Raw genomic sequence first — 14,094 nt, forward strand, 5'->3', positions numbered from 1 at the left:
CGGTGCTGACCGGCCGTTTTATCGATTTTTCGATGCGCTCGAACCGCGGCAAACGGGAGCACTTATCTACGACCTATTAAAAACCAACAAGAAGGTTTTTTATTAACCTACACCTGCATCAACCGATGCACAAGCTACTCGCCACAAGAATTTTTCAGGGCCCATACGGCGCTCAACGAGCGCGACCTGAACAGCTGGCCCCCTCCCCCTCGGCGCCGCTGGCTGATTAAGCCCATCACCACGCGATGCACTCAACCCGGACGGCAGCAGGTAAAGAAGCGCCAAGCCTTCTGTGCAAAAACGCACAACGAATCTGCACATAAGCCCATTTAATAAAGCAAATACGCACTGATAGTCTGTTTGCATGCTCGCTCTATGGCCGAGTGGCCGAGCCCTTACAACAACATCAATAGGCGGAGTGCCTTATGCCGACTCAAAGCTGCATCCCCACCGTCAAGCTGCTGATCGACGGCCAACTGGTCGAATCCAAAACCAGCCAATGGCGCGACGTGGTCAACCCGGCGACTCAGGAAGTCCTGGCTCGTGTGCCCTTCGCCACCTTGGATGAAATGAACGCGGCAGTGGCCAGCGCCAAGGAAGCCTTCAAGACCTGGCGCAAGACGCCGATCGGTGCCCGCGCGCGGATCTTCCTCAAGTATCAGCAGCTGATCCGCGAGAACATGAAGGAACTGGCGGCGATCCTCACTGCCGAACAGGGCAAGACCCTGCCGGACGCCGAAGGTGATGTGTTCCGCGGGCTGGAGGTGGTCGAGCATGCGGCCAGCATCGGCAACCTGCAGCTCGGCGAGTTGGCCAACAACGTCGCCGGCGGCGTCGACACCTATACCCTGTTGCAACCACTGGGCGTCTGCGCGGGCATCACCCCGTTCAACTTCCCGGCGATGATCCCGCTATGGATGTTCCCGATGGCCATCGCCACCGGTAATACCTTCGTGCTCAAGCCCTCCGAGCAAGATCCGATGGTGACCATGCGCCTGGCCGAACTGGCCATGGAAGCCGGCGTGCCGCCAGGCGTGCTCAACGTGATTCACGGTGGGGCCGAGGCGGTCAACCTGATCTGCGATCACCCGGATATCAAGGCGGTGTCCTTCGTCGGCTCTACCAAGGTCGGCACCCACGTTTACAACCGCGCCACCCAGAACGGCAAGCGCGCGCAGTGCATGATGGGCGCGAAAAACCACGCCATCGTGCTGCCCGACGCGAACAAGCAGCAGACGCTAAACAACCTGCTCGGCGCCGCCTTCGGTGCCGCCGGTCAGCGCTGCATGGCGCTGCCGGTGGTGATTCTGGTCGGCGAAGCGCAGAGCTGGCTGCCCGAGCTGATCGAGAAAACCAAGACGTTGAAGATCAATGCCGGCGCTGAGCCTGGCACCGATATCGGTCCGGTGGTTTCCTGCGCGGCGCTGGACCGTATCAGCAGCCTGATCGCCATGGGCATCGAGCAAGGCGCCACGCTGGAACTGGATGGCCGCAACCCCGACGTGGCCGGCTATGCCCTGGGCAACTTCGTCGGCCCAACCATCTTCTCCGGCGTGACCCCCTCCATGGCCATCTACCGCGAGGAGATCTTCGGCCCAGTGCTATGCGTATTGCACGCCGCCACCCTCAACGATGCCATCGAGCTGATCAACGCCAACCCGAACGGTAACGGTACGGCCTTGTTCACTCGCTCCGGTGCCGCCGCGCGGCACTTTCAGGAAGAGATAGACGTTGGCCAGGTCGGCATCAACGTACCGATCCCGGTGCCGGTGCCCCTGTTCTCCTTCAGCGGCTCGCGCGCCTCCAAGCTCGGCGACCTCGGCCCCTATGGCAAGCAGGTGGTGCAGTTCTATACCCAGACCAAGACCGTCACCCAGCGCTGGTTCGACGAGGACGAGGTCAACAGCGGCGTCAATACCACCATCACCCTGAAATAACCCGCCAGCCAGGCACCCGCCCGGTGCCTGCCTGACTCAGGAGTTCGTGTCATGCACTTTGCAACCCTGCTGCTGGAAGTCCACGAGCGTGTCGGTCTGATTACTCTGAATCGCCCCACAGCGCTCAATGCCCTCAATAGCCAGTTGATCACCGAGCTCAACCTGGCCCTGGATCAGTTGGAACAGAACCCGGGGATTGGCTGCATGGTCCTCACCGGCTCGGCCAAGGCCTTCGCCGCCGGAGCCGACATCAAGGAAATGGTCGACATGACCTACCCCCAGGTGTTCCTCGATGATTTTTTCTCCGCCGCCGACCGCATCGCCAACCGACGTAAACCCTTGATTGCCGCAGTGGCCGGTTATGCCTTGGGCGGCGGCTGCGAACTGGCGCTGATGTGCGATTTCATCTATGCCGCCGACAACGCCAAGTTCGGCCTGCCGGAAATCACCCTCGGCGTGCTCCCCGGAATCGGCGGCACCCAGCGTCTGACCCGCGCCCTGGGCAAGGCCAAGGCCATGGAAATGTGCCTGACCGGACGCCAGATGGACGCCCAGGAAGCCGAGCGCGCGGGCCTAGTCGCACGCATTCTGCCGGCCGACAAGCTGCTGCAGGAAACCCTCAAGAGCGCCCACGCCATCGCCGCGAAATCCCTGCCGGCGACCATGCTGGTCAAGGAAAGCGTCAACCGCGCATTCGAGTCCAGCCTCAGCGAAGGCGTGCGTTTCGAGCGTCGGGTATTCCATTCGATATTCGCCACCGCCGACCAGAAGGAAGGCATGAGCGCCTTCGTCGAGAAACGCCCAGCGCAATTCAAGCACTGCTGACGCTCCATTTAACGAGGATTCACCATGCACATAGGTTTTCTAGGGCTCGGCAATATGGGCGGCCCGATGGCCCTCAACCTGCTCAAGGCTGGCCACACTCTGACCGTGTTCGACCTGTCGCCGGCCTCGCTGGCGCGCCTGGTCGAGGCCGGCGCCAGCGCCGCCGTTTCACCGGCCGACATTGCCCAGAGCGACGCCGAATTGATCATCAGCATGCTACCCGCCGCTGCCCATGTGAAATCCGTGTACCTGGGTGCCAACGGCCTGCTGGCCCAGGTACAGCCCGGCGTGCTGCTGATCGACTGTTCGACCATTGATCCGCTCAGCGCCCGCGAAGTGGCCAAGGCCGCCGCCGAACACGGCAACCCCATGCTCGACGCACCGGTCTCCGGTGGCACCGGCGGCGCGACTGCCGGCACCCTGACCTTTATGGTCGGTGGCTCGCTCGCCGACTTCGACCGCGCCCAGCCGATTCTTGCGGCCATGGGCAAGAACATCGTGCACTGCGGCGATGCCGGCAACGGCCAGGTGGCCAAGGTCGCCAACAACATGCTGCTCGGCATCTCGATGATCGGGGTCGCCGAAGCCATGGCCCTGGGCGTGTCCCTGGGGATGGATGCCAGCGTGCTGGCCGGCATCATTAATACCTCGAGCGGCCGCTGCTGGAGCTCGGACACCTACAACCCCTTCCCTGGCGTGCTGGAAACTGCACCCGCCGCCCGTGGCTACAGCGGCGGTTTCGGCACTGACCTGATGCTCAAGGACCTCGGTCTGGCCAGCGAAGCGGCCAAGCAGGTCGGTCAACCGGTGATCCTCGGCGCCCTCGCCCAGCAGCTTTATCAGAGCTTCAGCGCCCAGGGCAATGGCGGCCTGGACTTCTCCGCGATCATCAACCTGTATCGCAAGGACGCCTGAGCATGAGCGATATCGAAGCGCCGGTTCTGGCGCAGGTGCGCAATCGCATTGGCCACCTGACGCTCAACCGCCCGGCCGGGCTGAATGCCCTGACCCTGCCCATGGTGCGTTTGCTCCTGCAGCAACTGCATGCCTGGGAACAAAACCCGGAGATCGTCGCCGTGGTACTTCGCGCCGCCGGCGAGAAAGCCTTCTGCGCTGGCGGCGACATCCGCATGCTCTACGACAGCCACAAGTCCGGCGACAATAAACACGAGATCTTCCTCGAAGAGGAATATGCCCTCGACGAATACATCCACACCTATTCCAAACCGATCGTGGCGCTGATGGACGGTTTCGTCCTCGGCGGCGGTATGGGACTGGTGCAGGGCGCCACACTGCGGGTGATCACCGAGCGTACGCGCATGGGCATGCCGGAAGTGGCTATCGGTTTCTACCCGGATGTCGCTGGCAGCTATTTTCTGCCACGCCTGCCCGGCGAACTGGGCATCTACCTGGGCGTCAGTGGCCTCCAGGTACGCGCCGCCGATGCCCTTTACGCGCGCCTGGCCGATTGGTGCATCACCAGCGAGCAGATCGCCGACCTGGATCGCTGCCTCGACGGCATGAGCTGGACCCATCATCCACGGGAGGCCTTGTGTACCCTGCTCGCCACCCTCGCCGTGAGCCAGCTACCGGGCTCGGAACTCAAGGCATTGCGCCCAGCCATCGACGAGTACTTCGCCCTACCCGACCTGCCGTCGATACGCGCGGCACTGCTGACAGAAAGCCGCCCGCAGTTTCAGGACTGGGCCGAGGAAACCATCAAGGTGCTCGACAGCCGCTCGCCGCTGGCCATGGCTGTGACCCTGGAACTGCTGCGCCGCGGGCGCAACCTGCCGCTGGCCGACTGCTTCGCCCAGGAACTGCACCTGGACTACCAGTGGTTCGATCAGGGCGAACTGATGGAAGGCGTGCGCGCACTGCTCATCGACAAGGACAAGAACCCACGCTGGAATCCGCCCACCCTGGCAGAACTTGACCCCGCCCGGGTGCAAGCCTTCTTCGCCGGCTTCAAGCCTGCCGCTGGCAAATCCCTGCGCACAGTCAAAGCCTAAGCCCCACAGCACAAGAGAGATGCCCGATGCACGACCTGGAACTGAGTGAAGAGCAACGTATGATCCGCGACATGGCCCGCGACTTTGCCCGTCGCGAGGTCGCGCCCAAGGCCCAGGCTATGGAGAAGGCCGGCTGGATCGACGATGCCCTGGTGGCCCAGATGGGCGAGTTGGGCCTGCTCGGCATGGTGGTGCCCGAAGAATGGGGCGGCAGCTATATCGATTACGTCGCCTACGCCCTGGCCGTGGAAGAAATCTCCGCTGGCGACGGCGCCGTCGGTGCGCTGATGAGCATTCATAACTCGGTCGGTTGTGGCCCGATCCTGAATTTCGGCAGCCCGGCGCAGAAGGATTTCTGGCTCGCGAATCTGGCCAGTGGCCAGGCGATTGGCTGCTTCTGCCTGACCGAGCCGCAGGCCGGCTCCGAAGCGCACAACCTGCGCACCCGCGCCGAGCTGCGCGATGGCCAATGGGTACTCAATGGTGCCAAGCAGTTCGTCAGCAACGGTAAACGCGCCCGGCTGGCCATCGTCTTCGCCGTCACCGATCCGGAACTGGGCAAGAAAGGCCTGTCGGCCTTCCTGGTGCCGACCGACACCCCGGGCTTCACGGTCGACCGCAGCGAACACAAGATGGGTATCCGCGCCTCCGATACCTGTGCGGTGACTTTGAGCGACTGCACTATTCCCGCAGCCAACTTGCTCGGCCCACGCGGTAAAGGCTTGTCGATTGCCCTGTCCAACCTGGAAGGCGGCCGCATCGGCATCGCCGCCCAGGCTCTCGGCATCGCCCGCGCAGCCTTCGAGGCCGCCCTGGGCTATGCCCGCGAGCGCATCCAGTTCGGCAAACCGATTGGCGAGCACCAGAGCATCGCCAATATGCTGGCCGACATGCACACCCAGCTCAATGCCGCGCGCCTGCTGATCCTGCATGCCGCACGTCTGAAGAGCGCCGGGCATCCCTGCCTATCGCAGGCCTCGCAGGCCAAGCTGTTCGCCTCGGAAATGGCCGAACGGGTGTGCTCCAAGGCGGTACAGATCCACGGCGGCTACGGCTACCTGGAGGACTACCCGGTGGAGCGCTACTACCGCGACGCGCGCATCACCCAAATCTACGAAGGCTCCAGCGAAATCCAGCGCCTGCTGATCGCCCGCGAGCTGGCCGACTACCCGCTGTGACTTCTTTGCTGGTAAACGGCGCGGCCAATAGATGCGCTTGTATAGAAGCCAGCTTGCTGGCGATCTTTGCAGCTCAGCCTACTAACGGCCCATCATCCGGTCTTGGTTGAGCTGCGCCATCTCACGCAGAAACTCCCAGGTCACGCGGATGCGCGCGAGGTCCTTGCCTTCCACCGGCATCAGCATCCAGAAGGTACGAATGAACTCGATCTGTTCGGCGAGGACCTCCTTGAGCTGTGGCACCTGGCGTGCGGCGAAGCTGGGCAGAATGGCAATACCGGCACCTGCAATCGCTGCGTTCTGCTGGGCCAGGATGCTGGTGCTGCGCAAGGATATCTGCAGGGGTTTGCCGATCTCATCCAGATAATGCAATTCCTTGCTGTAGAGCAAATCCTCGATATAACTGATGAAGGTGTGCTGGCGTAAATCGTCGCGATCATGGATCGGCGGATGGCTGTCGAGGTACTCCGTCGAGGCGTATAAGCGCAGGCAGTAGTCAGTCAATTTGGTGATGATGTACGGCCCGCGTTCCGGGCGCTCCAGGGTAATCACTATGTCCGCTTCGTGCCGCGCCAGACGCACCATTCGCGGCACGGCAAGCAGATCGAGCCCCAGATTGGGATGGCGTTTGGACAACGTCGTCAATTGACCGGCAAGCAGCTCAACCCCATAGCCCTCAGTTGCACCGATACGCACCAGGCCGGAAACGCCCCCCGCCCCCGCCTTACCTTCTTCTTGCTCGATGGACAGGTAAGCGCTCTCCATCGCCTCGACCTGCGACAACAAGCGGCGGCCAGCCTCCGCCAGGCTGTAGCCAGTACCACTGCGAATAAACAATGGTTGGCCCAGGCTCTTCTCCAGAGCCTGCACGCGGCGCGCGACCGTGGTGTGATCGACCCCCAGACGACGAGCCGCCGCGGTCAACTTACCGGCCCTCGATAATTCGAGAAAGTAACGTAGATTGTCCCAGTCCATCGCGCGGTTCCTGTGCAAAGTCCTGTGCAAAAATACACAGTCCTCTGACATTTAGCTGCCTTAATAACCGAGCGTGATCGCGACGTTTAACGTGCGCTGCGAGCACTGTGATTTACGCGGAGCGTTGCCTGCAGGGCGTTGGCAGAGTCAAAGAGACGCCTGATGAGCGCCTCCCATCAAAGGTCCGGGAGCACGTCAAGGAAACCGCCAACGTGCATCCCTCCGCCCGGATCAGGCAGAAAAGCCAGGGATAGCGCACTCCGCCCGTCTCCGCCGCTGCCCTTCGCGGCTATAAACCGCTACAATCGCGCCCCTTTCGCGCCCGTGCGCCCGTTTATCTGGACCAAGATTCGTGATCTCCACCGCCAATATCACCATGCGAGAAATTGTGTGTTTGTGTGGGTACCTGTGCGTAGGAAACATGCGGCTTTCAGTCACTTGAGTACCCAGTAAAACTCACTGATTGGTATCAAAATCGGTATCGGATTTGGTTACTTCCTACCCATTTTGATTATCTCGAGGATCACCCCTTGCCCAGCTCTCGCGGGCAGCAAAGCTGTATTTCGGCCCCTCAGCCAACCTCTCGACCTCGACTTGCAGTTTTCAGAATGAATGGACACTGGAACTGCCAGACCAATCTGGCTACCCATGCAAGTGAGCCTTCCAGTCGAGGTGCAAGTCATGCTGAATACTCTGATCGCCAAACTCACCAAATCCCTGCTCCGCCCGAAATTCAATCCAGGCTATCAGACCAGGGTTTATCCGCGATTGGGCGAGATGGACATCGTCCATGACTCACTGGACTTTGGTCCCATCGCGACAGCAGACGAGCTAAAGCCGATCAACGATTTCTGGCTAAGCGATGAAATGCCTATCACCGGCCTGCCCACCCATAACTACTGCGAGGACGTGTTTGCCTTCGACTCGCTACCAGGCATCAATCCGGCAAGCGGGTTGCCGATGATGGATGGGCTTCTGGACGTGGCGGGAAACCTCTACGGGATGAGTGATTTTCATTGCGAAAGCGATTTCACCCACACGTCATTTGGCACCGACACTTTTATTTAAAATGCGCAATCGGTGTTGCTCTACAGCCCTGCAGGCGCTTGAACCGCCTGGATAATGCGATCTGGTTTTCTCCACCTGAATACAAGAGGTAGAAACGATGAATACAGCTGACGGTTTGAGTGACGAAGAGCTCGACACTTGGGCAGACATTTTCTACCAAGCAACAATTGGCGGAGTTACAGAGGTCACGTTCAGTCAATTTCTCAGCTGCCCGTTTATGCACCTGAGCTCAGCGTTTCACAAGGTGGATAGGCCTGAGAACGGAAAGTCGCACCTCCACCTAGCATACTCGAATGGCCCATCACCAAAGATCAGTCAAGCGCCGAGCATGAAGAAACCTTTGCAATGACTGGGTCTAGAGGTCGAAATCTTGATCACTCAGTAAGCGGAGTCACGCAACTGATTGCATCCGGACGCGGTGTTACAACGCTCTCACCGAGGCTGGCAGCAAGCACCTCGGTGTTGAGGCGGATGCAATCGGTTGGCAAGTGGGCAGCCAGCGCGTCTATCAGACGAGTCGTGCCGCCCTCGATCCGCACTGATTGATTACCTGAGCGATAGCCCTGGTGGCGAACAACCTGTCCAAGTCCACGCTCGATCAGCACATCGCCCTGATCGTATTGCGCGAACGTACGCAGGCCCAGCGCGCCCACAAGGCCATGTATGTGCGGTTGAAAATCCGGCCAGAACCAAGTTGACCCCAGGTCTAAACCTGCCTCCGCTGAATGGATGCGGCCGCCTAAACGGTCACGAGCTTCGAACAGGTCAAAGTCGATACCGGCTTTGTGTAGACAGTAAGCAGCATACACGCCGGCTAGGCCACCGCCGACTATGGCGATCTTCTACTTGTGCATGAATAGCTCCAGCAAAAAAATATGGGCGTCATAAGACGCCCGCGTTTCATCAGTGCTTGTCGAAGGCCGCAACGGCATCGAACACCCGAGCACTGTAGGTCAGCGCTGCACCGGCATTAAGCGCGATGGCTACGCTCAGCGCCTCGGCAATCTCCTCACAGGTCGCGCCATGCTTCGCGCCCATGTGATCAACATGGCATCTGCCACCGCGATCTATGGCCATCCTGACCAGGCCACCTATTCGGCAAGCAAGTTCGCCGTGCATGGATTCACCGAGGGGCCCGATCTCGAATGGAGCAAGCCTGGCATTCGCGTAAGAGATATCTGGCCGACCTTCGTCAAGACGGCAATGGCTGATGGCTTTGGCCCCATCTTTTCGGCCAAATCACTGGGCACTCGGCTCTCGCCGGCTGACCGCCGCGACCACATGGACTTGCGCAACGAGCAAACGCCGCGTCCACAAGACGCATTGGACTGTCGGCCTGCACCCCGAGCCACTGCTGCCTCGGGCAGTTACAGCTGCGCCGGCCAGATAGAGCCCGCGCCACTCCCAGCGCCGAACTCATCCGCGCATCTCGAAGATCGCCCCCTCGACGCCCAGCACCTCGCCGTCCGCGGAGTAGACGCCGACGCCCTTCTCCCAGACATCCTTGATCTGCCCGTCTGAGCAGCGAATGCGGTAGCTCAACTGGTAAGGCTCGTGCTGCAACAGGGCGCATTGCACGCAGTACCAGATGTAGTCGGCATATTCGGCGAGGATCAGCGAGCCGTAGCTGTGCTCGCTGGTTCGGGTCAGGTATTCGGCGGAATAGCCGGTGAGTTGCAGACAGCCGGCGCTAACGAACTGCATCGACCATCTGGGGTTGTTGTCGCCGCGGTAGATCAGCCCCGGCAGCTCATCGAGCAGACCGCCCAATGGGATGCGGCCCAACGGAGTGCAGTCCAACGGGAGGTCTGACTGCCGCGCAACCGGTGCAACCATCTCCACCGCGCTGCCTAGGGTGGCCACGGGGCTGAGCGGGCGGCGATCCAGGCGGGTGTCATTGCGGTGAACCCAGGCTGCCAGCTCCAGGCGCGAGTTCAAGCAGAACTTGCGCAACAGGTTGCGCACATAAACCTTGACCGTCGCATCGCTGATGCCCAGGTCGCGGGCAATCCGCTTGTTGCTCAGGCCGTTGGCAATCAGCGCCAGGGTCTGAATCTCGCGCTCGGTCAAACCGTCAATCGACGCCCGCGAACGCTCGTCGGGTAGCGTCATCAGGCCGGCAGTTCCCATCGTTCTCCTCCTCGAGCGGTGTTATCGCCTGGTCGGTAAGTGGTCTCCCGTGGACAGCAATTTCCATGCCTTTCGACGCCTACCTATTTAGGCGTAAGCCCTCGTGCGGATTGAGCCTTGATTCTTATAGGGAAATTATCTTCACCAGGACGAAACACCTCAGCCACCCCTTCGCAGCCATGTCAGGCATGCACCAGGGCCAGGGTGCGCGCCCCAGAGTTGGGCGCGTCAGCGGCGATCGAGGGGCGTCCCACCACGTCAGTCAGCAAGGGAATCACCATGAGCGACGCCACCGCCGAACTGCCCATCAGTATTCCGCGCTATCACCGCGGCCAGCCGAGCCTGCAGGGCATCAACCACCTGCTGGTTACCCAGGACGCCGGCCTGGACCAGCGGGCGCAATTGCACGCGGCCTTGAATGGTAGCCCGCAGTGCGTGACGCACCTGGCGCAGACCGATCATGCGTCGCCGGCGGCGCTGCAGCGGGCCGTGCTTGATCAGCTGAGCCACGCCTCGGTTGGCCTGCAGTTGCACCTCAGTGGGGACGAAGCCTTTCTCTGGTCGCTCCACGCCCTGGCCGGTCAGGCGGGTCTGCAGGCGGACGAGATCAGCCTGTACTGCACCGACGCGACACGTCGGGCGGTCTATTGCGTGCACTGCGCAACCCTCCAGTACGCCTCGGCCAGCGCGCAGTTGCAGTGCCGCCATTGTGGTGTGGGGCTGGAGGTGCGTCGGCATTTCTCCGAGCGCCTGGGTGCCTACCTCGGGGTCTGCGCCGACGCCAACCACCCCTACGCGGAGGTTCGCCCATGAGCGCCCTGCTTGATGTTCGCGTCGCCGCCGCGCAGCTGATCACCCCGGTGATCCGCGAAATCCGTCTGCAGCCTCTGGCCGGCAGCCTGCCCGGCTTCTCCGCCGGCAGCCATGTGCAGGTGCAGTTGCCCAACGGCCTGCGCAATGCCTATTCGCTGCTCGGCGACCCATACGACAGCGCGCAATACCGTATCGCGGTGCGCCTGCAGGACAATTCGCGCGGCGGTTCGCGCTACCTGCACGAACAGCTGCAGGTCGGCGACCACCTGCGCATTTCGGCCCCAGCCAACCTGTTTCCGCTGCAAGGCCAGGCGCGCCTGCATATCCTGATCGCCGGCGGTATTGGCATTACGCCCCTGCTCGCCTATTGCGCGGAGCTGCTGCGCCGCGGTGCCCAGTTCGAGCTGCACTACGCCTTCCGCGCCGGCCTCAGCGATGCCTATGTCGACAGCCTTAGAGAACTGATCGGCGCGCGCCTGCACTGCTACGACAGCTCGCAGCGCCGCCTTGACCTCGGCCAACTGCTGCGCGACCGCCCTCTGGGCAGCCATGTCTATGCCTGCGGCCCGCAGCGCCTGCTGCTGGATCTGCGCGAGCAGGCCGCTGCCCTCGGCTGGGGAGACAAGCGGGTGCACTGGGAAGCCTTCGCCGCGCCCGAGCCAGGCCTGGCATTTCGTGTCGAGCTGGCCCGCAGCGGCCGCCAGCTGGAGGTCCCTGCCGAGCAGAGCCTGCTGGAGGCCCTGGAAAGCGCCGGGCTGGAGATTCCTAACCTGTGCCGCGGCGGGGTGTGCGGCCAATGCCAGACCCGCTACCTGAAAGGCGATGTCGAGCACCGCGACCATTTCCTCGCCCCCCACGAACGCGCCGACAGCCTGATGCCCTGCGTCTCGCGCGGCTGCGGCTCACCCATTCTGCTCGACCTGTAGCCCCCTACCGCCAGGAGACGCAACGCATGAGCCTGACCTTCAACCCCATGGAAAGCTTTCACCAGGACTTCAGCTTCCGCAACAGCGAGGCCGCCATTCGCCGCTTTCCCTTTCCCTTTCCGGAAGACCAGTACCTGTACTCGGTAAACCTGGAACCAGCCACCTCACGCAACCCGGGCTCGGTGTTCGAGCACTGCTTCGACATCGACGAGCACTACCGCTCGGAAATGGCCGAGCGCAACCGGGTGCTGGAACACGACCCGCGCCGCTGCCTGGTGATGCCGCATATGCAGCCCGCCGCCTGGGACTGCCTAGGCGTGCTGATGGAGCACCTGGCCGAGGATTACCCGCAACACTTTCAACTGCAGCGCGACGGCGAGCGCTGGCACTGGCGCAACCTCGCCCTGGGCATCGACCAGACATTCACCTATGGCGACGCCGACAGCCTGCCCTGCCCACCGCTGGAATATATCGGCCGCCAGGTGCAGGGGGATTTCGCCCTGCTCGACCAACGTGACGGCGACCTGTTTATGGACGCCGGCCTGGTCACCTGCCCGGCCGACTGGTCGCTGGCGTTCGACGCCGGCATGAGTTTCATGCAGTGGCATGCGCCGGTGCCCATGGCGCACCAGATGGGTGTGTTCGACCGCGCCCTGAAGTACCTGCTGAATATCCAGGTCGGCCAGCCGGTGCGCCGCCTGAACTGGACCATGACCATCAACCCGCGCCTGGACACCTCCCCCGAGACCTTCCACGAGTGGGGCCATGACCGCGCCAGCGTCACCCCAGAGAACGTCGGCCGCCTGGTGCATCTGCGCGTCGAGCTGCAACTGATGATGCGCCTGCCGCGCTCCAACGCGCTGATGTTCAGCATCCGCACCTACCTGATCAGCATGGACGAACTGGTCACCCAGCCGGCCTGGGGCCAGCGCCTGCACCGCGTGCTGCGCGACCTGCCCGACGCCATCGCCGACTACAAGGGCATGACCCGCTACCGCCAGACCCTGGTGGACTGGCTGCGCCAGTTCGACCCCGAAGCCTGAACCGCCCCCAATAAGAGGAATTTCCCATGGCTAATTCATGGCGCATCAGTGCCCTGCGCGAACGTCACCTGGCGCTCGGCTCGCAACTCGAAGACTGGAACGGAATGGGCACCGCCTGGACCTACGCCAGTGACCTGGCCGATCACCACGAGGCGATTCGCACCCGCGCCGGACTGATGGACGTGTCCGGGCTGAAAAAGGTGCACTACGTCGGCCCCCACGCCGAAAGCCTGCTCGACTACGCCACCACCCGCGACATCAGCAAGCTCTACCCCGGCAAATCGGTGTATGCCTGCATGCTCGATGAGGACGGCAAGTTTATCGACGACTGCATCGTTTACCGCACCGGGCCCAACGCCTTTATGGTGGTGCACGGTGCCGGCAGCGGTTACGAAATGCTGATCCGCTCGGCCCAGGGCCGCCAAGTTGCGGTGCTATTCGACGACGACCTGCACGACCTCTCCCTGCAAGGCCCGCGCGCGGTGGATTTTCTCGCCGAGCATGTCCCCGGCATCCGCGAGCTGCCCTACTTCCACCACCTGCAAACCAAGCTGTTCGGCCGGCCAGTGATGATCTCGCGCACCGGCTACACCGGCGAACGCGGCTACGAAATATTCTGCAAGGCCGCCGACGCCCCAACGATCTGGGACGGCATCCTTGAGCAGGGCAAGGCGCTGGGCATTATCCCCTGCGCCTTCACCGCCCTGGACTGGCTGCGGGTGGAGAGTTACCTGCTGTTCTTCCCCTACGACAACTCGCAGATGTACCCCTTCGCCGACCAGAAGGCCGGCGACACCCTGTGGGAACTGGGCCTGGACTTCACCGTGTCGCCCGGCAAGCAGGACTTTCGCGGTGCCGGCGAGCACCTGCGACTGCAGGGCCAGGAGCGCTTCAAGATCTTCGGCGTGCTGCTCGACGGTCACCAGGCCGCCCAAGGTGGCGACAGCCTCTGGCATGAGGGCCGTCAGGTTGGCGTTATCACCTGCGCCATGTACTCACGCCTGAGCGAACGCTCCATGGCCATCGCCCGCGTCGAGCCCGGCATCGCCGAACAGGGCGTGCCCCTGGAAGTGCGCGGCAGCCTTAGCGCCAAGGCCATCGCCCACAGCCTGCCGTTCGATGACCCCGAGAAGAAAAAGCGCACCGCCAAGGGTTGACTCCCTTTACCGCGAGCGCCCCGACCTTGC

General features: G+C 62.3%; 14 protein-coding genes and 1 pseudogene. 11 read left to right on the forward strand and 4 right to left on the reverse strand.

Annotated elements, in window-relative coordinates; translation table 11 throughout:
- The first annotated feature begins 425 nt into the window (after window positions 1-425).
- From VMP31_RS21950 to VMP31_RS21970, 5 genes are read left to right on the forward strand one after another with little or no spacing between them, the layout of a single operon-like run.
- Window positions 426-1,937 (forward strand): CoA-acylating methylmalonate-semialdehyde dehydrogenase, encoded by a 1,512-nt coding sequence (locus VMP31_RS21950; RefSeq protein ID WP_325509827.1) that lies wholly within the window; start codon window positions 426-428, stop codon window positions 1,935-1,937.
- A gap of 51 nt (window positions 1,938-1,988) precedes the next feature.
- Window positions 1,989-2,762: an enoyl-CoA hydratase gene (locus VMP31_RS21955; protein WP_325509828.1), complete on the forward strand. Its 774-nt coding sequence runs from the start codon at window positions 1,989-1,991 to the stop codon at window positions 2,760-2,762.
- 24 nt (window positions 2,763-2,786) lie between these two features.
- Window positions 2,787-3,677 (forward strand): 3-hydroxyisobutyrate dehydrogenase, encoded by an 891-nt coding sequence (gene mmsB, locus VMP31_RS21960; protein WP_325509829.1) that lies wholly within the window; start codon window positions 2,787-2,789, stop codon window positions 3,675-3,677.
- A 2-nt stretch (window positions 3,678-3,679) separates the two neighbouring features.
- Window positions 3,680-4,774: an enoyl-CoA hydratase/isomerase family protein gene (locus VMP31_RS21965; RefSeq protein WP_325509830.1), complete on the forward strand. Its 1,095-nt coding sequence runs from the start codon at window positions 3,680-3,682 to the stop codon at window positions 4,772-4,774.
- 26 nt (window positions 4,775-4,800) lie between these two features.
- Window positions 4,801-5,952 (forward strand): acyl-CoA dehydrogenase family protein, encoded by a 1,152-nt coding sequence (locus VMP31_RS21970; protein WP_325509831.1) that lies wholly within the window; start codon window positions 4,801-4,803, stop codon window positions 5,950-5,952.
- A gap of 81 nt (window positions 5,953-6,033) precedes the next feature.
- Here VMP31_RS21970 and VMP31_RS21975 read toward each other — a convergent pair whose 3' ends face one another.
- The gene (locus VMP31_RS21975) at window positions 6,034-6,927 is read right to left on the reverse strand and encodes a LysR family transcriptional regulator (protein WP_325509832.1); all 894 of its coding nucleotides are present in this window, start codon (window positions 6,925-6,927) and stop codon (window positions 6,034-6,036) included.
- A gap of 681 nt (window positions 6,928-7,608) precedes the next feature.
- Between VMP31_RS21975 and VMP31_RS21980 the strand changes: the two genes are divergently transcribed.
- Window positions 7,609-7,995: a hypothetical protein gene (locus VMP31_RS21980; RefSeq protein ID WP_325509833.1), complete on the forward strand. Its 387-nt coding sequence runs from the start codon at window positions 7,609-7,611 to the stop codon at window positions 7,993-7,995.
- A 374-nt stretch (window positions 7,996-8,369) separates the two neighbouring features.
- Here VMP31_RS21980 and VMP31_RS21985 read toward each other — a convergent pair whose 3' ends face one another.
- Window positions 8,370-8,834: an FAD/NAD(P)-binding protein gene (locus VMP31_RS21985; RefSeq protein WP_325509904.1), complete on the reverse strand. Its 465-nt coding sequence runs from the start codon at window positions 8,832-8,834 to the stop codon at window positions 8,370-8,372.
- Window positions 8,835-8,898: 64 nt separating this feature from the next.
- Window positions 8,899-9,027 (reverse strand): annotated as a pseudogene (locus tag VMP31_RS21990) (carboxymuconolactone decarboxylase family protein); the annotation flags it as partial.
- A gap of 15 nt (window positions 9,028-9,042) precedes the next feature.
- Between VMP31_RS21990 and VMP31_RS23290 the strand changes: the two are divergent.
- On the forward strand, window positions 9,043-9,516 hold the full coding sequence (locus tag VMP31_RS23290; protein ID WP_349255723.1) for an SDR family NAD(P)-dependent oxidoreductase: 474 nt from the start codon (window positions 9,043-9,045) through the stop codon (window positions 9,514-9,516).
- On the opposite strand, the gene VMP31_RS22000 is transcribed toward VMP31_RS23290, so the two are convergent.
- Window positions 9,412-10,125 (reverse strand): LuxR C-terminal-related transcriptional regulator, encoded by a 714-nt coding sequence (locus tag VMP31_RS22000; RefSeq protein ID WP_325509834.1) that lies wholly within the window; start codon window positions 10,123-10,125, stop codon window positions 9,412-9,414. The two genes, VMP31_RS23290 and VMP31_RS22000, sit on opposite strands and share 105 nt — an antisense overlap.
- Before the next feature lie 279 nt (window positions 10,126-10,404).
- Here VMP31_RS22000 and VMP31_RS22005 point away from each other — a divergent pair, with 279 nt between their 5' ends.
- From VMP31_RS22005 to VMP31_RS22020, 4 genes are read left to right on the forward strand one after another with little or no spacing between them, the layout of a single operon-like run.
- Window positions 10,405-10,938, forward strand: a complete 534-nt coding sequence (locus tag VMP31_RS22005; protein WP_325509835.1) for a dimethylamine monooxygenase subunit DmmA family protein — start codon at window positions 10,405-10,407, stop codon at window positions 10,936-10,938.
- Window positions 10,935-11,864 carry a PDR/VanB family oxidoreductase gene (locus tag VMP31_RS22010; RefSeq protein ID WP_325509836.1) on the forward strand — a complete coding sequence of 310 codons (930 nt, stop codon included), beginning with the start codon at window positions 10,935-10,937 and terminating at the stop codon, window positions 11,862-11,864. Before VMP31_RS22005 ends, VMP31_RS22010 begins: the two co-directional genes overlap by 4 nt.
- Window positions 11,865-11,890: 26 nt before the next feature.
- Window positions 11,891-12,907, forward strand: coding sequence for a DUF3445 domain-containing protein (locus VMP31_RS22015; protein ID WP_325509837.1), 1,017 nt, complete (start codon window positions 11,891-11,893; stop codon window positions 12,905-12,907).
- A 26-nt stretch (window positions 12,908-12,933) separates the two neighbouring features.
- Complete coding sequence (locus VMP31_RS22020) at window positions 12,934-14,064, forward strand: aminomethyltransferase family protein (protein ID WP_325509838.1); 1,131 nt, start codon at window positions 12,934-12,936, stop codon at window positions 14,062-14,064.
- Window positions 14,065-14,094 lie beyond the last annotated feature (30 nt).

Origin of the sequence: Pseudomonas sp., assembly GCF_035512415.1 — a bacterium.
Lineage (GTDB): Bacteria > Pseudomonadota > Gammaproteobacteria > Pseudomonadales > Pseudomonadaceae > Aquipseudomonas.